The sequence below is a fragment of the Ventrimonas sp. genome (assembly GCF_048380235.1).
In the GTDB taxonomy this organism is placed as follows: Bacteria; Bacillota; Clostridia; order Lachnospirales; family Lachnospiraceae; genus Brotaphodocola.
The window spans coordinates 107,768-126,620 of record NZ_DBFCCJ010000017.1 but is presented as its reverse complement, the minus strand read 5'-3'; the positions used below and the strand labels follow the sequence as shown (position 1 = coordinate 126,620).

General features: G+C 49.0%; 16 protein-coding genes. 15 read left to right on the top strand and 1 reads right to left on the bottom strand.

The features are described from left to right. Window positions 1–198: 198 nt before the first annotated feature. The 3 genes from ACMP1L_RS02940 (at window position 199) to aroE (ending at window position 3,317) form a co-directional block, all read left to right on the top strand. Window positions 199–1,113 carry a calcium/sodium antiporter gene (locus ACMP1L_RS02940; RefSeq protein WP_418451970.1) on the top strand — a complete coding sequence of 305 codons (915 nt, stop codon included), beginning with the start codon at window positions 199–201 and terminating at the stop codon, window positions 1,111–1,113. A 354-nt stretch (window positions 1,114–1,467) separates the two neighbouring features. Beyond that, complete coding sequence (locus ACMP1L_RS02935) at window positions 1,468–2,379, top strand: AEC family transporter (protein ID WP_418451969.1); 912 nt, start codon at window positions 1,468–1,470, stop codon at window positions 2,377–2,379. A gap of 71 nt (window positions 2,380–2,450) precedes the next feature. Then, window positions 2,451–3,317 carry a shikimate dehydrogenase gene (aroE, locus tag ACMP1L_RS02930; RefSeq protein WP_418451968.1) on the top strand — a complete coding sequence of 289 codons (867 nt, stop codon included), beginning with the start codon at window positions 2,451–2,453 and terminating at the stop codon, window positions 3,315–3,317. 11 nt (window positions 3,318–3,328) lie between these two features. On the opposite strand, the gene ACMP1L_RS02925 is transcribed toward aroE, so the two are convergent. After that, a complete protein-coding gene (locus tag ACMP1L_RS02925; protein WP_418451967.1) occupies window positions 3,329–4,234 on the bottom strand; it encodes a LysR family transcriptional regulator in 906 nt (301 codons plus the stop codon). A gap of 191 nt (window positions 4,235–4,425) precedes the next feature. On the opposite strand from ACMP1L_RS02925, the gene ACMP1L_RS02920 reads away from it, so the two are divergent. From ACMP1L_RS02920 to ACMP1L_RS02865, 12 genes are all read left to right on the top strand, one after another. Next, window positions 4,426–5,886 carry an SLC13 family permease gene (locus ACMP1L_RS02920; protein WP_177303385.1) on the top strand — a complete coding sequence of 487 codons (1,461 nt, stop codon included), beginning with the start codon at window positions 4,426–4,428 and terminating at the stop codon, window positions 5,884–5,886. A 21-nt stretch (window positions 5,887–5,907) separates the two neighbouring features. Beyond that, the gene (locus ACMP1L_RS02915) at window positions 5,908–7,167 is read left to right on the top strand and encodes an FAD-dependent oxidoreductase (protein WP_418451966.1); all 1,260 of its coding nucleotides are present in this window, start codon (window positions 5,908–5,910) and stop codon (window positions 7,165–7,167) included. A 37-nt stretch (window positions 7,168–7,204) separates the two neighbouring features. Beyond that, window positions 7,205–7,765: a chorismate mutase gene (locus tag ACMP1L_RS02910; RefSeq protein WP_418451965.1), complete on the top strand. Its 561-nt coding sequence runs from the start codon at window positions 7,205–7,207 to the stop codon at window positions 7,763–7,765. Window positions 7,766–7,804: 39 nt separating this feature from the next. After that, window positions 7,805–8,710 carry a DMT family transporter gene (locus tag ACMP1L_RS02905; RefSeq protein ID WP_418451964.1) on the top strand — a complete coding sequence of 302 codons (906 nt, stop codon included), beginning with the start codon at window positions 7,805–7,807 and terminating at the stop codon, window positions 8,708–8,710. Between the two features lie 264 nt (window positions 8,711–8,974). Next, entirely contained in the window at window positions 8,975–9,796 is an 822-nt protein-coding gene (locus ACMP1L_RS02900) for a shikimate kinase (protein ID WP_373243587.1), read from the top strand. Between the two features lie 27 nt (window positions 9,797–9,823). Continuing rightward, window positions 9,824–11,224, top strand: a complete 1,401-nt coding sequence (locus ACMP1L_RS02895) for an EAL domain-containing protein (protein ID WP_418451963.1) — start codon at window positions 9,824–9,826, stop codon at window positions 11,222–11,224. Between the two features lie 301 nt (window positions 11,225–11,525). Continuing rightward, window positions 11,526–12,257, top strand: coding sequence for a FadR/GntR family transcriptional regulator (locus ACMP1L_RS02890; RefSeq protein WP_418451962.1), 732 nt, complete (start codon window positions 11,526–11,528; stop codon window positions 12,255–12,257). Between the two features lie 83 nt (window positions 12,258–12,340). Then, window positions 12,341–13,522, top strand: coding sequence for a MalY/PatB family protein (locus ACMP1L_RS02885; RefSeq protein WP_418451961.1), 1,182 nt, complete (start codon window positions 12,341–12,343; stop codon window positions 13,520–13,522). Between the two features lie 3 nt (window positions 13,523–13,525). Continuing rightward, window positions 13,526–14,842 (top strand): APC family permease, encoded by a 1,317-nt coding sequence (locus ACMP1L_RS02880; RefSeq protein WP_418451960.1) that lies wholly within the window; start codon window positions 13,526–13,528, stop codon window positions 14,840–14,842. Window positions 14,843–14,924: 82 nt separating this feature from the next. Further along, on the top strand, window positions 14,925–16,184 hold the full coding sequence (locus ACMP1L_RS02875; protein WP_418451959.1) for an NAD(P)/FAD-dependent oxidoreductase: 1,260 nt from the start codon (window positions 14,925–14,927) through the stop codon (window positions 16,182–16,184). Next, complete coding sequence (locus ACMP1L_RS02870) at window positions 16,177–18,312, top strand: molybdopterin-containing oxidoreductase family protein (protein ID WP_418451958.1); 2,136 nt, start codon at window positions 16,177–16,179, stop codon at window positions 18,310–18,312. The genes ACMP1L_RS02875 and ACMP1L_RS02870 overlap by 8 nt, the downstream gene beginning before the upstream one ends. Next, window positions 18,309–18,833, top strand: coding sequence for a 4Fe-4S dicluster domain-containing protein (locus ACMP1L_RS02865; protein ID WP_418451957.1), 525 nt, complete (start codon window positions 18,309–18,311; stop codon window positions 18,831–18,833). Before ACMP1L_RS02870 ends, ACMP1L_RS02865 begins: the two co-directional genes overlap by 4 nt. Window positions 18,834–18,853: the final 20 nt, after the last annotated feature.

The window sequence follows — 18,853 nt, the reverse complement described above, 5'->3', positions numbered from 1 at the left end:
GATATGCCCGTAACCGGGCTGAGCAGTACAAAAACAATAAAAGTAGCTGTGTAACCCATCTGGGTAGCAGTACGGGTGTCATGGACGCACCTCTGAAGCTACGGAGCTATGCTTCGTAATCAGATGCTCGGTAATTCAATTACCGATGTAGTTCACGAAAGAATACAAAAACCTGGGGACAGGGCAGGAGGAAAGATTATGATGTACGTTTGGCTGGTTGTCGGCTTTGTGCTTCTGATCAAGGGAGCAGATTATTTTGTGGAGGCAAGTTCCTCCATTGCGCGGGCGCTGCGGGTGCCCAGTATCATCATTGGACTTACTATCGTGGCGTTTGGAACCAGCGCACCGGAGCTGGCGGTCAGCACTACGGCCTCTCTGGCCGGAAGCAATGAGATCGCGGTGGGCAATGTCATTGGTTCCAATCTGTTTAACCTGCTGGTAGTGTTGGGCTGCTGCGGTGTCATCCGTCCATTTGCGGTACAGCTGCGGTGGGATTACGCCGCATCGGTAGGTGTGGCCCTGGTTTTGTTTTTCATGATTTTCCGGGATCATTTTATCAGCAGACCGGAAGCAGTCTTTCTGTTACTGCTGTTTGTCGGCTTTCTTGTGCTGACGGTTCGTGATGCACTGGCAAACCGGATCGAGGAGGATGAGGAGATCAGAGTGTTGTCTCCGCTTATCAGCGTGATTTATATTGTCGGCGGCCTGACAGCCATTGTCTGCGGCGGAAACATGGTTGTAGACAGCGCAAAAGATATTGCCCTTTCCTTCGGCCTTTCCCAGACCCTTGTAGGCCTGACCGTTGTGGCACTCGGCACTTCCCTGCCGGAGCTTGTCACCTCCGTTGTCGCATCCAGAAAAGGGGAGAATGGGCTGGCTCTGGGCAATGTCATCGGCTCCAATATCTTTAACGTTCTGATGGTGCTTGCGGCATCTGCGGCAGTCCATCCGATCGCGGTAACATCGTTTTCGGTGATTGATACGGTCTGCCTTATTGTGGCCAGCGTTGTGACCTGGATGCTTTGCCGCAGCAAGCTGCGCATCAGCCGGGGAGAAGGCCTGGCTATGCTTGCCATGTATACCGGTTATCTGGTTTATATCTGTATACGGTAGAAAAGAAAATAGATAGAGAAGAAAACGAAGAAAGCAGGTGCCGGGAAATAGCACCTGCTTTATTGGTTATAAAAAGGGAGGAGAGCTGATAACTCTTGTTATCAGCTCGAGTATTATGAAAAAAATCTTTTAAGCGTTTTATAAACAACTCTTTCGTTCCTGTTGTTTATGGTTACAGTATAGGGAGAAATCGTGAAGAAATCATGTTAAATCTGTAAAAGGTTTTTGAATGATTTGTGAACGGAATATGAATAAATGACAGAAAATAAACGCTTGCCAATCCGGCTGATCTGATGCACAATAGGAGGCATATGTGAAATAAAAAAACTATGCGGCGAAAAGGAGAGAGTTCCCATGGGAGCAATTCTGATGCGCGCAGCCTGTTTTATTCTGATCATCATTCTGGGACATGTGCTGCGCCGGATCGGCTTTTTTAAGAAAGATGATTTTTATGTGCTGTCAAAGACCGTGCTGAAAATAACACTGCCCGCAGCGATCATAAGCAACATGAACGGGATGAAGATAGAGCCATCTCTGCTGGGCCTGTGCCTGCTGGGATTTGGAGGCGGCGTTTTGTACATGACGGTTTTATATCTTCTGAATCTCAGAGCTTCCAGGGAAAAGAGGGCATTTGAGGTCCTTAATAGTACCGGTTATAACATCGGCACCTTTACGATGCCATTTGTACAGAGCTTTCTTGGCCCGGCCGGTATGCTGGCCACCAGCCTGTTTGATACGGGAAATTCCTTTGTCTGTCTGGGCGGTTCCTACAGCATTGCTTCCATGATAAAGGGAGGGGGAAAGGGCTTTTCTGTAAAAAAGATCGCGTTGACACTGCTCTGTTCTATTCCGTTTGATACTTATGTCCTGATGCTGATCCTGAATCTTTTGCAGATCCGTCTGCCGGAGGCAGTGACAACATTTGCCGGAATTGTCGGAAATGCAAATCCATTTCTGGCCATGCTGATGCTTGGGGTTGGTTTTCAGTTATCGGGAAGCCGGGAACAGTTTGGCGTTATGGCACGGATTCTTTTGATCCGGTATAGTATTGCAGTTATGTTGGCCGTGGCATTTTTCTGGCTGCTTCCTCTGGAACTGGAATACCGTCAGGCCCTGGCGTTTCTGGTATTCAGCCCTATATCTTCGGCAGTTCCGGCGTTTACTGCAGAGCTTGGCGAGGATTTCGGCCTGTCCAGCGCACTCAATTCGATTTCGGCGCTCATCAGTATCTGCTGCATTATTATGGTACTGGTGCTGGTTATGTAAGAATTGCTTGCAAGAGGAAAAGAAAACGAGTAAAATAAACCCCAAAATGTTACTGATAGGAGGAAACGACAATGGAAATTAGCGGACATACACAAATGCTTTGCCTGATCGGAAGCCCGGTGGGACATTCCGGTTCTCCGGCCATGTACAATTACAGTTTTCAGAAGCTTGGACTGGATTACGCTTACCTTGCTTACGACATCAAAGAAGAGGAGACGGAAGAGGCAGTAAAGGCGCTTCGCCTGTTGAATGTGAAGGGCTTTAACATCACCATGCCATGTAAGACTGCAGCTCTGGCCTACTGTGATGAGCTGTCTAAGGCAGCTGAGCTGATCGGTGCGGTGAATACGGTGGTAAATGAAAATGGAAAGCTCATCGGCCATAACACCGATGGAATGGGCTGGGTCAGAAACTGCCGTGAAAACGGATTTGAGATCACGGGAAAGAAGATGACCATTGCCGGTTCCGGCGGCGCAGCAACTGCGATTGAGATCACGGCAGCACTGGAGGGCATGCGGGAAATCTCTATTTTCGCAAGAAAAGACACCTTCTTTGCCAATGCAGAGGCAACGGTAGAGAAAATCCGCAAGCATGTTCCGGCCTGCACCGTCAACCTGTTTGATTTGGATGACCAGGAAGCATTCCGCAAGGAAGTTGCAGACAGTGATATTTTCACCAATGCAACCCGTGTGGGCATGAAGCCGATGGACGACCAGAGCATCATTACCGATACCAGTTTATTCCGCAAGGATCTGGTTGTTTCCGATGTTGTTTACAACCCAAGGGAGACAAAACTCTTAAAAGACGCTGCAGCTGCAGGATGTAAGACCATTCCGGGAATCGGCATGCTGCTCTGGCAGGGTGCGGAGGCCTTCAGGCTTTACACCGGTCAGGAGATGCCGGCACAGGAAGTGATGGAGAAATATTTCGCAGAGTAAGTTTCTGTAATTCATAATGCTTTATTTTCCAACTGATAACGTTTCACATACCTTGTAAAAGAGCGGATGGATGGATAATCCAGAAGCTCTTTTAACGTTACATAATAAATGGAGCGGTGAAGGCGGCTCTCAAAGGGCACGATGGCATATGTGCCATCCTGTGCGCTTGTGGCGATGCTTTTGGAGGAAATACCGACTCCGAGATCATGAGCAGCCAGCTGGATAACCAGATCGGACTGGCTGGTTTCGCAGAGAATATTCGGTGTGATGCCAGCTTCCTCAAAAATCCGGTCCAGGCTTTTTCGCAGTGCGGAAGCAGGAGAGGGCATGATGATGGGAGAGTCCCTTAAATCCAGAACAGAGAGGCTTTTTCTGGATGCCAGTGGATTGCGCCGGGATACGATTACGGAGTAAAAATCTTCCTGAATTTTGCAGGAGTAAAGATCCGGTTCCTGATCCAGCTGCTCCTCCGTGCCGATGATGAATGCGGCATGGATTTTGCGGTCTAAAAGCATCTGCTGTAAGTGGGCGCTGCCGTTTACGCTGAAGGAATAATTCAGACCCGGATGCAGGCAGTGGTAGTCGCTTAAAATCTGAAGCAGGTTTGTGTATCCGGCAATCCATAACAGACCGATCTTTAAGGTTCCGGCCTCTAATAAGCTTTGTTTGTGCATGAGTTCAGAGAGCTGGTCGACTCCGCCGAGGATTCTTCGGGCATGGTGGGCAAACTGTTCTCCGGCATCTGTCAGGGAAACAGATTTGGAGTGGCGGATAAGAAGCGGCACCTCCAGTTCCTCTTCCAGTTTCCGGATCTGCTGGGAGAGGGAGGGCTGGGAAAGATACAGGTTCTTGGCAGCTGCAGAGATGTTTTTCTCTTTGGCGATTTCAAGAAAATAGCGTAATTGTTGCATTTGCATGAGAAACGAACTCCTTTGCTCGGTAAGGGATAAAAAAATTGTAAAATGTTTCTAAAAAAATCCAATGATATAGGAAAAACTTATTGATTTGATAATATTATGATATTTTACAAATGTCAATAAACTTTATATCATAACGCTACAAGGAAATACAAAACAAAAGAACACCAATAGGAGAAAGGGGTTTCATTATGAACAACAAAAGCAGCAAAGACACAATCTTTTTGATCCTGTCGCTGGCAATTATGATCGGGTCAAGATTTGTACCGCCATTTGGAGGACTTTCCTCCGAGGCAATCGGAGTACTTGGCGTATTCTTCGGTTCCCTGCTCATGTGGATTACCATTTCCATTGACTGGCCGAGCATGATCACCTTACTGGCACTTGGATTTATCCCGACATTCGGTTTTTCAAAAACCTTTTCAGGCGCATTCGGCAATACGACCGTAGCATTCCTGATCTTTACCTTTATGCTGGTATATCCGCTTTCCAAGACAAATTTTGTAAGACGGTGTACTGTATCTTTTATTACCAATAAGATTGCAAGAAAGGGACCGTGGTATTTTGTATGTTTCCTGTTTGCGGCAGTTACCTTCATGGGGTTATTCGTATCCCCGTCTGTTCTGTTCGTTGCATTTATGCCCTTCCTTGAGGATATCTTCCAGGTACTCGGTGTGAAGAAGGGCGGCAAAACCGGAAATATGATCATGATGGGAACGGCATTCTGCATCAGCCTTTCCTCCGGTATGACCGCAATCGGACATGTATGGCCGACCATGGCAATCGGTTATTACACCGCAGCCACCGGAAATGATGTCAACCAGTTCCAATACATGGCAATGGGGATCCCGACCGGCATTCTGCTGATCATCTTATTAATCCTGGTGTTTAAGTTCATTTACCGTCCGGGTGATATCCATGAGATCAAACCGGAAAATGCAATGGGACTGCGCGGAACCGTTCCGAAGGCAGATACCAAAGAGAAAATTATTCTTTCTGTAGTAGGTTTAACCGTATTCTTATGGGTTGGCCCGAGCCTGATCAAGGGCAGCTTCCCGGAGCTTTACAAGACCATCAACAGCTGGTCTACCGCAATGCCGCCGTTATTAGGATGCATCCTTCTCTTTATCACCAAAGTAGATGGCGAGCGCATCTTAAACTTTAAGGAAGGCGTAACCAAAGGAATCCTGTGGGGCAGTATCCTGATGACCGGTGCGGCAACCTGGCTTGGTTCCTGCTTAACCAACGCAGATATTGGAATCAGCGACTGGCTGACCGCTTCCCTGTCTCCGTTAACTGCAGCACTCCCGGTTACCGGCATGATCTTATTCTTTATGCTGTGGGCACTGCTTGAGACAAACTTCTCTTCCAACATTGTTACCACAACCGTAGTAAGCGCAGTAGCACTGTCTGTTTTAACTGCACTTCCGGCAGGAGCAGTAAGCGTTGGCGCAGTTGTATGCATGGTTGGTTTTGCAGCTGCTGTCAGCAACATGACACCGGCAGGTCAGAGTACCATCAACACCGTAGCAATCGGTTCCGGATGGACCACGACCAAAGACATGTTTATCTGGGGCGGAATTTTTGCACTGATGGCACTGGTTGTGCTGACCTTCTTTGCATATCCGCTGGGAACACTCATCATTGGTTAAGAAAAAGGAGTATAGAGGATTATGGAACGTTTGCAGCAGTATGACGTAGTCGTTGTTGGAGGAGGAACTGCCGGAGTATCTGCAGCAGTTGGAGCTGCGAAGACGGGAGCGAAAACGCTTCTGATCGAGCGGAATGCTTATCTTGGCGGTGAAGCTACCAATTCCGGAGTCAGCGCTTTCTGCGGGTTTTACACCTGTGGGGAAAATCCGGTGCGGGTTGTAGAAGGAGTCGGCCGGCTTGTGTTAAATGAGATGGAGGCACTTGGTCCGACTGTGGACTACGTTATTTCTGCAACCGGAAACCGCAATATTAATTTTCAGCCTGAGTATTTAAAATGTGCCATGGACAATCTGCTGGAGAAAGAACGGGTGGATTACCTCCTGCATACGTCTGTAATTGGTGCAGATACGGAAAACGGAACCATTACGGCAATTCACTGTGTGGATGATGAGGGTACCTTTACGGTAGCTGCGAAGGCCTTTGTGGATGCATCCGGAGACGCCAATCTTGCCCGCCTTGCCGGGGCACACCTGGTATGGGGCGGCGATGACGGATGCCCGCAGGCGGCAACCATGCCGTTTCGCTTAAGCGGCGTGGACACCAGCTGCGATATGTCTCCGGCTGCGGTGGAGCGTGCCGTTGTGAAGGCAAAAGAAGACGGAATCCCCAACCTCACAAGGGAGAAGGGCTTTATCTTAAAAAAAGAAGGATCTAATATTGTAGGAGTTCTTCTTCCGAGCATTATCCCGGATGCACTGAACGCAGAGGCACTTACCAGAATGGAGCGCGAGACCAGAAAGCAGGTACTAAGCTATGTACAGGCATTAAGAACTTATATGCCGGGTATGGAGCATGCAGAGCTGGCTGTGATAGGACCGGCACTCGGGTTCCGTGAGACCAGAAAACTGGTTGGAAAAGAGACTATCACCGTGGATGATGTGCTTGCCAGAAGAAAGCGGGATAACAGTGTGGCCCGCGGCGGCTGGAAGCCAGAGATCCACAAGGATATCAATAAGATGGCAACCTATCTGGAAGTAAAGGAAGGCAGCTATTTTGATATTCCGCTGGGTGCCCTGCAGTCTGAAAATATCAGAAACCTGTATGGCGCAGGAAGAATGATATCTGCAGACGAGGCTGCTTTTGCAGCCGTCCGTGTTATGGGAACCTGTTTTGCAACAGGTCATGCGGCGGGTGTCGGTGCAGCCTGTCAGGCCCTGGATGGTACTGTAAATATAGAACATATCCAGAGAGTCTTGAAAAAACAGGGTGCCTTGGTGTAAAATTGGAAAATGTGCCGATGCGAAATGGAGGTTAAGAATGACATTAGAAGAAGTGCGGAAGATGATTGACTGCGTGGATACCCAGATCAAACCGCTGTTTTTAGAACGGATGGCATGTGCGGAACATGTGGCTGCTGCAAAGGCAGAAAACGGTTCTGATGTGTTTGTGCCGGACCGGGAGAATGAGATTATTTTAAAGCGTACAGGCGATGTGGATGTCAGCGTGAAAAGAGAATATGAAATGTTTCTTCGTCACCTGATGAGTGTCTGCCGCAGATACCAGTACGGAATCCTGACAGAAATGCAGGAGCAGGTAATTGCTGAGGCTCTAAAGCAGGCCGGCCTGGATGAGCATGTTTCTCATGAGCAGATTACAGTAAGCTTTACCGATCACCGGGAAAAAAGCAGTCTGAACCTGTATCTGAATATGATCCGGTTAAATGAGATCCCAATCGATCATATGGAATTAAAAAGTCAGGGCAATGAGCAGCAGGTGACTATACAGCTGCATGGAAATTTAAAGCAGTCCGATATGAGAAGACTTGTTTGCCAGCTTGGAAAAGAAGCAGAGAATTTTCAGATTTTATCATTACAGTAAAAAACAACAAAGCCGTTCAGCTATGAGCTGAACGGCTATATGACATTCAAAGGAAAAAGAGGAAGGAACCATACCATGAAACGCAATGCAGGATATCTTTATTTATTAATCACCTTTTTTTGCTGGGGAAGTATTTATGTCGTGAGCAAATATGCGCTTGCGGTAATGGGGCCGGTTACGGTGTCGTTCTGCCGCTATCTCGTATCGGTAGTCTGTCTGTACGGAATTTTGAAGTGGAAGGGCGGTCATAAGAAGATAGCGAAGGAGCACTGGCCATATCTGCTGATTTTAGGCGGACTCGGCTATTTTGCCGCGATCATTCTTCAGCTCGGAGGCACCGCGCTTCTGTCAGGCTCTCTGGCATCTCTGATCAATTCCTTAAATCCGGTTATGATCTCTATCCTGGCAGCAGTCTTTCTGAAGGAAAAGATCACCTGGAAAAATGTGCTCAGCATTGTGGTGTCCCTGATCGGTGTTTACATTATACTGGGCAATGGAAGCATGCAGATCAATCCGCTGGGAATCCTGCTTTCTGCCGGTGCTGTGATACTGTGGTCTGCGGCATCGGTTTCTATCCGCAAAATCTCCGGCTATTATGATCCGGTGCAGATTGCTCTGTACGGCATGTGCATTGCACTGCTGTTCAATATTCCGGCTGCAGTTCTGGAAAATGTATTCCTGACACAGAGTCATCCGACAGCAGTTGCCCTTCTTGCCTGTCTGTTTGTGGCAGTGTTTGGCACTGCCGTGGCGCATACCTGCTGGAATAAGAGCCTGCAGCTGCTCAGCGCCAGCACCTGCTCGATGTTTTATCCGCTGCAGCCTCTGGTTTCCGCGGTGCTCGGTGTGCTGCTTCTTCATGAGGTGATCACATGGCAGTTTGTTGTGGGGGCGGTTCTGATCTGCTCCGGCATCGTGATCACATTTCTGCCGTCAAAAAAATAAGAGAGTGACCGGCATGCCTGCATTGCAGATATCATAAAATTAACACTTTAAAGCGATAAACTATTGCGTGTTTTGCAAACTGTTGATATAATTGCATAAAACATACAGTACATTCCGGGTATCTGGCAGGATATCCGGAATCTTACTGTTTATGGGCCTGTATTACTACGATATTATCATATAGTCAGAATCAGCAGAACATGCTACAATGAAGGCAGCACGGTGACACGTACGCTGGTTGGGACCGGAAGAGGAGAAAGTGTAATGGACAACAGAATGGATGACAGAATCGAGGAAATCCGCAAAAAAATCGGAGTATGTGATGACATTATCATCAAGCAGCTGGTAGACCGCATGGAATGCATTCAGGAGATCATTGCTTATAAGAAGCAGAATGGTATCCCGATCCTGCAGCCGGAGCAGGAAAAAAAGCAGGAGGATAACCTGAAGCAGAAGCTGGGAGATAATGTATTTGAGGAGGAGATCCTGAATATCTTCAAATACATTGTGAAGAACAGCCGAAAGATTCAGGCAAAGGCTCTGTTTAACTACAATATTTTCCTGATCGGGTTTATGGGTGCAGGAAAGAGCACCATTGCCAAGGAACTGAAGCGTCAGCTGGAGATGAACTATGTGGAGATGGATCAGCTGATCGTCGATAAGCAGGGGATGTCTATTTCTGAGATTTTCGCGGAATACGGTGAGGTGTATTTCAGGAATCTGGAGTGCAACACGCTGATCGAGCTTCAGAAGAGCAAGCAGACCATTGTTTCCTGCGGCGGTGGTGTGGTGGTCCGGGAAGATAACAAGGATCACATGAAGAAGCATGGCCGTGTCGTGCTTCTGACTGCGACACCGGAAACCGTTTACAATCGTGTCAAGGACAGCACTGAGCGTCCGATCCTGAATGACCACATGAACGTGGATTTTATTGCCGGACTGCAGGAAAAACGCCGCGCGCTTTATGAGGCAGCTGCAGATGTTACGGTAGCAACCGATGGCAAAAATCCGGAAGAAATCTGCAGGGAGATCGTAGAGAAGCTGACACAGCTGGACCGTGACACGGCAGCAGAGCAGTGCAAGTAAACAGACAGTTGAGAGGAGGAACGTATTGTGGGATTATTTGGAAAGAAGAAACAGGAAACGGAGTATGCTTCAGCAGAAAAGAGAAACGGACTGAGTGCAGAACCGCTTCCGGATGCGGACAACATAGAAGAAAATGAAGTCAGCGGCGATCGCATGGTCTGCCGCCGTCAGCTGGAGCGTGCGTTATCCGGTGACGGACAGGGCGTGGTCCTGAAGTTTTATATCGAAAATTTCAAGCGCATGAATGAGCTGTTCGGCTTTTCCTACTGTGAAGCATTGTTAAAGGAAATTTTGAAATATCTTCGGGAAGAGACAGGCTGCACGGTTTACCGCTATGTCGGCGTGGAATTTATCGCGATCCTGAGAAACAGAACGCAGGGACAGGCTGTACGGCTTGTTGAGGAAATCCTGAACCGCTTTTCCCAGAGCTGGAAGATCGGCGGGACAGACTGCATGTGCTCCTGTCAGATCGGTGTCTGCTCTTACCCCGGTTATACGGGAAATACAGATGATCTGTTAAAATATCTGGATCTGGCTGTCAGCAAGGCAGAGGAAAGCGGAAGCAACCAGTATGCAGTATACGATTCAAAACTCCATGCAGCATATCTGCGCAAGCAGGCGATCGCCCGTTATATCGGCACAGCACTGGAAAATCATGAGCTGGAGATCCGCTTCCGTCCGACCTACAACACAGAAGAAAAATGTTTTGTCCGTGCAGAATATTATATGCGCATGTTTGTAAAGGACATCGGCATGGTAGGAAGTGCGGAGTTTGTACCGATCGCGGAGGATACCGGCCAGATCAGCAGCGTGGAATACTATGCCCTGGAACGGGTAGCACAGGCAATTGCAGAACTGGAGAAAAAGGGCGTGGAATATGAGTCCATTGCAATTGCGGTTTCTCCGGTGCTGCTCCTTCAGGAGAATTTTGTGGATACGGTCCGGCGCATGATCGAGACATACCAGATCCCATCCGGAAAGCTGGCGATCGAGATTGATGAATATGCGCTGGCTATGGATCCGGTCATCCTGGAGATTGTGATGCAGCAGTTGAAGGAGCTTGGAGTTGAACTGATCCTGAATAACTTTGGCTCCGGCTATTCCGGAATCAGCAAGATTCTGGAGCTTCCGGTGGATACACTGAAGTTTGAGCGTATGTTTATGTGGCAGCTGGAAAGTGATCCGAGATCGGAACCAATCGTGGAATGCCTGATCCGGGCATCCGAAAAGCTTGGCAAACGCCTGATCGCGGAAGGTGTGGAAACACAGCGTCAGCTTGACATTCTGAAAAAGTTTGGCTGCGTATACCAGCAGGGATTTTATTATGCACCGACGATCCCACAGGAGCTTCTGGCTGAGGTGCTTGGGAAGTCGGCGGATGCCACAAAAAGTCTCATTGACCAGGAACGTGAAAAATTAAAACGCTGAGAATACAGGAACGCAGGACAGACTGACCAAGGTCTGCGGCTGCGTTCTTGTTTTTTACCGATATATTTATAAAAAATAACGATACCGAAAAACATGTATTAATACATGTTGGTTAAGAATCTTATGCATTGACGGAAAAAACAAAGAAAAAACGCATCGAATACAACGTTAATGGTAAAAAGAAACAAAAAAACAGAAATAAATCGAGGATTAACAAGAAAAATGCCAATAACAACTTGACTTATTATATTACATGTTGTATGCTAAGAACAGCATACAGGAGATGAAGAAGGAGAATATTGTGAACAAATTATCAAGTAATCCACTGTATGAACAGGTGTTTAACCGCATTAAGGATTCTGTGCGGAGCGGAGAATACAAAAAGGGAGATCTGATTCCAAGTGAGAAGGAGCTTATGGAGCTGATGGGAGTCAGCCGTGTTACAGTCCGGCAGGCTTTGAAAATGCTCAGCGACAGCGGCATCATTGAAACCCGGAAGGGAAAGGGCAGCATCGTCGCGGTGGACTGGAAAAGCATTCTGGATCCGGGCGAACTCCGGGATCAGGCAGAAACCTACTGGCATTTGTTTGAACAGTCTACTCTGGCCAGACGTGTGATCGAGCCTTCTATCGCAAAGCAGGCGGCCATCATGGCAACAGAGCAGGATATCCGTCAGCTGGAATATGCATTCGAGCATGATTCTGAGATTGACGAGCAGGCAGAGCCATCTATCCGGATCCGGAAGGGAACCGGTCTTCAGTCTTTCCACGGCTGTCTGTGGGAAATTCTGAGAAATCCGCTCATGAAGCAGATCTGGGAAGCAACGGTGCCGCCGTCCAATGCGATCACGGCACTTCCGCTGATCGTTCCGGTGCGGCAGGAATCCTACAAGGCAGAAATGCGAAAGCAGCATGGAAATATTCTGAAGGCAGTCAAAGACCATGATCCGGAATATGCATTCTTTTACATGCTTCAGCATTGCGACTGGATCTATGAGACGTATCAGCATTATTTCGAAGAATTCTGCCGTTAAAACAGGTGATATTTTTTCAGAGAACCAGGGCCCGGCTTTCCGGAAAAATGGAACATAAAACCTTTAAGGGGTGGAGGTACAAAATGAAATACGATTTTGATAAGGTTTGGGATCGTGTGGATACTGATTCCATTAAATGGGATCGTCAGTTTAAGTTTGGCGTTCCGACTGGGCTGATCCCTTTCTGGATTGCAGATACGGATTTCGGAACACTTCCGGAGGCCGTGACTGCAATTCAGAAGCGTCTGGAACATCCGCTGTTTGGCTATACGTCAACCGGAAAACGGACCAATGAGACAGTCCGGGCATGGTATCAGCGCCGTCATCATGTGGATCTTCCGGTGGAGGCATTTTCACCGTCAGAAGGTGTTGTGACATCCATCTGGTTTTCCATCAGAGGCTTTACAGAGCCGGGAGATCAGGTGCTTGTCTTTACACCGGTGTATGATCCGTTTTTTGTGGCGATCCGCACCCAGGAGCGAAAAGAGGTAGACTGTCCGCTGATCTATCAGGATGGACGCTACAGCATTAACTGGGAAGATTTCGAAAAGAAGCTGGCCGGTGGGGTAAAAGCCATGATATTCTGCAATCCCCATAACCCGGTCGGACGTGTCTGGACGCGGGATGAGGTGGAACGGGTGGTCATGCTGTGCAGAAAATATTCGGTATGGCTGTTCTCCGATGAGATCCACGGTGATGTGGCCCTCTACGGCAATCAGTATACCTCGGCAGCCTGCTTTGCAGACGTATATGACAGGATGATCGTTTACACTGCAATCAGCAAGACCTTCAATATGGCCGGTCTGCACTCATCCTGCAGCATCATTCCGAATCCGGAATACAAAAAGAGACAGGAGGCATCTCTTCGGGAAGCATGGCTTATGAGCCCGAACTGCCTGTCTAACGCAGCAATCGAGGCCTGCTACACCTATGGTGATGAGTGGGTGGACCAGCAGAATGCGTATCTGACAGAAAATGCAGAGTTTATCATTCATTATCTTGCCGTGCACGCGCCGGAGATCAAACCGGTGAAGCCGGAAGGAACGTATCTGATGTGGCTGGACTGCAGCGCACTGGAAATGACCTCCGATGAGATCCAGAAAACACTGGCGGATCATTATGGCATTGCAGTGGGAGGCGGTACTTCCTATGGCGGAGACGGAGAGCATTTTCTACGGTTCAACTTTGGCTGTCCGCGCAAAACGCTCGAAGAGGGTATGGAAAAGCTGGTACAGTTTGTATCAGACTGGAGAAGAGGGCTATAACATATGGAAACGAAAAAACTGAATTTTTGGGACTGCATGGGCTTTTGTATTGGCCAGATCGTAGGTTCCGGTGTATTTGTACTGACAGCAATCGTAATCGGACTGACCGGACACGGCGCTCCGTACGGATATTTTCTTGCAGCGATCATCTCACTGATCAGCCTGATCCCGATGGCTACGCTTTCTTCCAGTATGCCGGCGACCGGCGGAAGCTATGTGTACGCCAAGAAGCTTTTGGGGCCGAGGATCGCATTTGTATTTCTTCTGATGTTTATTTTGCAGCAGGTGTTGGTATCCACGTTCGCAATCGGCTTTGCAAGCTATGTTGGCGTGATCTTTCCGTCAGTAAACCAGACCGTGGTTGCGGTTGGCGCCCTGACTGCGGCAGTGATCGTAAACCTGATCGGTCTGAAAACCTCTGCGAAGGTTCAGAAGGTGATGGTTTCCCTGCTTCTGATTTCCCTGTTCATTTATATCGTATTCGGTCTTCCGAAGGTTGACTGGTCTGCACTGGAATTTTCCGCATCCAACATCATGCCTCACGGCCTGAAAAACTTCCTGCAGGGCGCAACGCTTCTGTCCTTTGCATGTGGCGGCGCAAGCTTCCTGGCTGAGAATGGCGGAGAAATCGAAAATCCGGGAAAGAATATTCCGAAAGCCATGATCCTTTCCACCGCGATCGTTGCGATCTTTTATGCATTTGTCGGTATTGTAGCTGCCTGCGTGCTTCCGTTAGACAAGGTAGCAGGTGTCAATATTTCGGTTGTAGCAAAAGAAGTATTCCCTGCACCGGTTTATCTGTTTTTTGTTATCGGCGGTGCATGGTTCGCCCTGTTAACAACCCTGAACGGAACCCTGTCCTGGACTACTCGTTCTCTTCAGAGAGCTGCCATGGATGGATGGCTTCCGGAAATCTGCGCAAAGGAAAATAAAAACGGAACTCCGGTTCTGCTGTTATTCTTCTTCTTTGTTGTCGGCCTGATCCCGATCTTAACCGGCATGGATACCACTGATATTTCCAACATGGGTACCGGATGCAGCAAGCTGACCGGCCTGTTTACGATCTGTGCATGCTGGAGACTTCCGAGTCTGTTCCCGGAGGCTTATGAAAAGTCTGTATTGCATATAGAACCAAAGAAGCTGCATGCAGTTCTTTGCGTATGCCTGGCAGTCACCATTGTTACTTCCTTTGTAAGCCTCTCCAGTCTGAAGCCGAAGCATTACCTGTATATCGGTCTCTTCATTCTGGTTTCCATCATCATCATGCTGATCCGTTATAAGAATGTGAAAGCAAAGCTGGAACAGCAGAGCGCACAATAAAGGACTTGAAAATCTGAAAAAAGATAATCGGATAAGTCACTGGATTTCAGTGGCTTTTTCGGTATTTGAGAGGAGGAAAAACATGAACTATGCTGTGTTAGGATTCGGCACGGCAGGTTATCATGCGGTTAAAGCGATCCGCACCTGTGATAAGGAGGGGGAGATCGATGTATACAGCAATACCAGCCGGGCACCGTACAATCCGATGCTGACAACCTACTATGCGTTTGGAAAGCTGGAGTTTGACGGCCTGTTTCCGTTTGGGGATCTGGATCAGATCCGGAAGGAGATATCGTTTCACCTGATTCAGGAGCCGGTCATCCGGGTACATGCAAAAGAGCATCTGGTGGAAACGAAGCAGAAGACAAAGCAGTATGACCGGATTCTGATCGCGACCGGTGCGCGTGCGTTTGCACCGCCGGTGAAGGGACTTGATCCGGAGGATGCTTTCCTGATGCGGACGGTGGAGGATTCCATCCGCTTCAAAGAACGTCTGAAACAGAAGAATGTCCGCCATGCTGTTGTGATCGGTGCATCCATGGCCGGAATCAAGGTGGTGGAGGTGCTGCATAAATTTGGCATTGAAACCTGGCTTTTAGATCTGGCACCTCATATTTTTCCGCTGGCAGCTTATCCGGAGGTGTCCGCGGAGATTGAAAAGCGGGTTGAGGCTCAGGGCGTTCATCTGAAATTCGGAGCAACGATCGACCACATGGAGCAGGAGGATGGGCAGAAAATCGCCGTACTGACAGATGGAAGCCGGATTCCGGCAGATATTGTAGGACTCTGCATTGGCACAAGAGCCATCACGGATCCTGTGAAGGATGAGGTGGCAATCGTCCGCGGTATTACGGTCAACGATCATATGGAAACCTCAGTTCCAGGTGTGTATGCAGCCGGAGACTGCTGTGAGGGAAACAACCTGGAGAGCGGGCAGAATCAGATCATCGGCCTCTGGGCCAATGCCAACCGACAGGGCGAGACGGCAGGAGCCAATATGGCAGGTCAGGATGTCGCGTATCACGGAAACATCCTGCATAATATCACACATTTTATGAACATGGATTTTATCGGCTTTGGTGATAACCGTCTGACGGGGGAGGTGCTGGAGTACGGAAGCCTGGAAGACAGCCTGTATGTACGCCTGGTGCTGGATGGAAAACGGATCGTGGGTGCCAATATCCTGGACAATTACCGGATTAGCGGTATCGTGAAAAATTATATGCTGCGGCTGTTTGCGGGAGAAGAGTTTGTCCTTCCGGATTACCAGAGGGCTATGCTTCAGAAGGCTGGTCTGTCGGAAGCATTCATTGATGAGATTGAGGAGAAATTACATGGATAGTTTAGAAGCATTAATCAAAGCAAAAATTCCGTGTGAGGAAACCGGGATCCGGATTTGCCATACGGTGTGCGCAATCTGCAGTCCGGCCAATAACTGCGGTGTAAATGCCTACGTCAGGGACGGCAGGATGGTCAAGCTTGAGGGGATGGACGAGCATCCGCAGAGTAAGGGACGCATGTGTGTGAAGGGACTTTCCGGTCGTCAGTTTGCTTACCGGGAGGACCGGATCCAGACTCCGCTGAAGCGGGTTGGCGAGCGGGGAGAAGGAAAATTTGAACCGATCACCTGGGAACAGGCCTATGATGAGATCGCTTCCCGGTTAAATGGGATCAAGGCAGAATACGGAGCAGATGCAGTGGCGTTTTTCGGTGGCTATAATAAGTGGTACCGTCCGTGGCTGCGGCGTCTGGCACATTCCTTTGGAACCATGAATTTCGGCACGGAATCCAGTACCTGTATGACAGCCGGATGGATGGCCTGGAAAACGGCGTCCGGACAGCTGGCGCGTCCGGATATGGCGCATACAGATCTGTATTTAGGCTGGGCTATGAATCCGTATTTTTCCGGATATGCCAAGGCAACTGCGATTGAAAAACGCCGCGAAAAGGGCATGAAGGTCATCATCATTGATCCGAAGATCACCCCGGCCGTGGAGCGTCTGTGTGATCTGTATCTTCGCCCTTATCCGGGCACTGATGGGGCTCTGGCACTCTGCATGGGAAATATTCTCATCGAACAGGGCTGGATCGATTCTGATTATATTGAAAAGTATGTACACGGCTTTGCGGAATACAAAGAGTATGCAAAGCAGTTTAACGAAAGCAGCATTGAAGGTCTGACCGGCGTGCCGTATGAGCAGGTGCTTGCGGCCTGTCGTATGATTCATGAGAGCGGCTCCATGTGTATCAATGAAAACAGCGCTCCGATCCCGCATCACAAAAACGGCTTCCAGAACTATCGTGCGATCATGGCGCTTCTGGCACTGACCGGCAATTATGACCGGGTAGGCGGCCAGCTTCCGGGTCTTCACAGCTTTACGCACCAGATGGCCGGATTTGTGACCCGGGATGAGGAATTTGCTGAGGTGACAGAGCCGGAGCACGCAAAGCCGGCGGTAGGCGCCGGGCGTTTCCCGCTGTGGTATTATATGGAAAAGGAAATGCAGTGTGTCGATCTGGCAAGACAGATCATGGAAGAAAAGCCGTATCCGGTAAAGGCCGTGTTTGCCATGGGCATGAATTACCGGATGCTGCCGGATGACCAGTATGTGAAACAGGCATTGCTGAAACTGGATTACTTCGTGGATACAGATCTGTTCCTGACAGATACCGCGATGCTGGCGGATATCGTTCTTCCAGTCTGCACCTCCTATGAGCGCGGTGAGCTGGAAACCTATCCGGGCTGCTATGCCTGGTATACGAAACCGGCCATTGACCGGGTGGGAGAGAGTAAATCCGATACGGAGATCATCGCGGAGCTGGCGAAAAAGCTTGGTCTGGGCGATGAGGAGCTGGAAGCCGGTTATGAGAAAAACCTGGAATTCATTCTCCGTGATCTTGACATTACCGTGGAGGAACTGAAGAACAGTGATGTTCCGATTAAGGTACCGAATGTAAAAAAATCTGCACCGGGTGAGCATCTGGAGCGGGGACTTCTGACTCCGACCGGAAAGTTTGAACTGTATTCGGAGCTGATCGCCTCCCATCCGGAATGGCATCTGGATCCGCTTCCGACCTACTGTGAGCCGCTTGATGAGGCAGATCCGGAGCTTTATCCGTACCGACTCTGTTCCGGCGGGCGTATTCCGAACGCGATCCATTCCCGCCTGCACAAGGTAAAATGGGCGCGCAGCTTAAGACCGGATCCGACAGCGGAGCTGTCTGTGGAGGATGCAAAGGAACTGGGCATTGAAGCCGGAGATGACATGGAACTTTATACGGAACGCGGCTGTATCTGCGTGAAGGCTATGCCGAGTCATAAGGTTCCAAAATCTGTGGTCTTTTTCTATCATGGATATTCGGAGGCAGATGTCAATTCCCTGATGTCCGGTACGCATGTGGATCCTTATTCCGGCTTTCCGGCATACAATTCCACGCGCTGTGGAATGAGAAAGAAGGTGCAGCAGTGAAAAAATACGCGATCGATCTCGATCTGAGCAAATGTGTGGCTTGCGGTGCCTGTGCGGTAGCCTGCATGGATCAGAATGATTATGAAGTCAGGGAAGGACAGCGCCCATACCGTAATATTTTCGATATGGAACTTGAAAAAAATAACAGTGTCAGTTATCACCGGCTCTCCTTAGCTTGTATGCACTGTGAAGATGCGCCCTGCATCACCGGCTGTCCGAGTGCCTGTCTCAGGAAAGACTCGGAGACGAATCTTACGGTTTATGATACCACAAACTGTATTGGCTGTCACAGCTGTGCCATGGCCTGTCCATACGGAATTCCTTCCTTCGGAGAAAATGGAAAGATGATCAAATGTGACGGCTGCTATGTGCGGGTACACCAGGGGCTGCTTCCGGCCTGCGTAAAGGCCTGCCCGTTTGGAGCATTGAAGCTGGTTGACCTGGAAGCACCGGAGGAACAGATCCCGAAGGAGCATTCCCTGCGTATGACCAGTATGCAGATGCTGAAGGCCCAGGTATAGGCAGGGACGGCAGCAGTAGA

Excerpts from the sequence above, each read along its gene's own strand:
- ACMP1L_RS02940 (WP_418451970.1), top strand. The coding sequence starts at position 199 with ATGATGTACGTTTGGCTGGTTGTCGGCTTTGTGCTTCTGATCAAGGGA.
- ACMP1L_RS02925 (WP_418451967.1), bottom strand. The coding sequence starts at position 4,234 with ATGCAAATGCAACAATTACGCTATTTTCTTGAAATCGCCAAAGAGAAA.
- aroE (WP_418451968.1), top strand. The coding sequence starts at position 2,451 with ATGGAAATTAGCGGACATACACAAATGCTTTGCCTGATCGGAAGCCCG.
- ACMP1L_RS02875 (WP_418451959.1), top strand. The coding sequence starts at position 14,925 with ATGAACTATGCTGTGTTAGGATTCGGCACGGCAGGTTATCATGCGGTT.
- ACMP1L_RS02880 (WP_418451960.1), top strand. The coding sequence starts at position 13,526 with ATGGAAACGAAAAAACTGAATTTTTGGGACTGCATGGGCTTTTGTATT.
- ACMP1L_RS02935 (WP_418451969.1), top strand. The coding sequence starts at position 1,468 with ATGGGAGCAATTCTGATGCGCGCAGCCTGTTTTATTCTGATCATCATT.
- ACMP1L_RS02885 (WP_418451961.1), top strand. The coding sequence starts at position 12,341 with ATGAAATACGATTTTGATAAGGTTTGGGATCGTGTGGATACTGATTCC.
- ACMP1L_RS02900 (WP_373243587.1), top strand. The coding sequence starts at position 8,975 with ATGGACAACAGAATGGATGACAGAATCGAGGAAATCCGCAAAAAAATC.
- ACMP1L_RS02915 (WP_418451966.1), top strand. The coding sequence starts at position 5,908 with ATGGAACGTTTGCAGCAGTATGACGTAGTCGTTGTTGGAGGAGGAACT.
- ACMP1L_RS02905 (WP_418451964.1), top strand. The coding sequence starts at position 7,805 with ATGACATTCAAAGGAAAAAGAGGAAGGAACCATACCATGAAACGCAAT.
- ACMP1L_RS02870 (WP_418451958.1), top strand. The coding sequence starts at position 16,177 with ATGGATAGTTTAGAAGCATTAATCAAAGCAAAAATTCCGTGTGAGGAA.
- ACMP1L_RS02920 (WP_177303385.1), top strand. The coding sequence starts at position 4,426 with ATGAACAACAAAAGCAGCAAAGACACAATCTTTTTGATCCTGTCGCTG.
- ACMP1L_RS02910 (WP_418451965.1), top strand. The coding sequence starts at position 7,205 with ATGACATTAGAAGAAGTGCGGAAGATGATTGACTGCGTGGATACCCAG.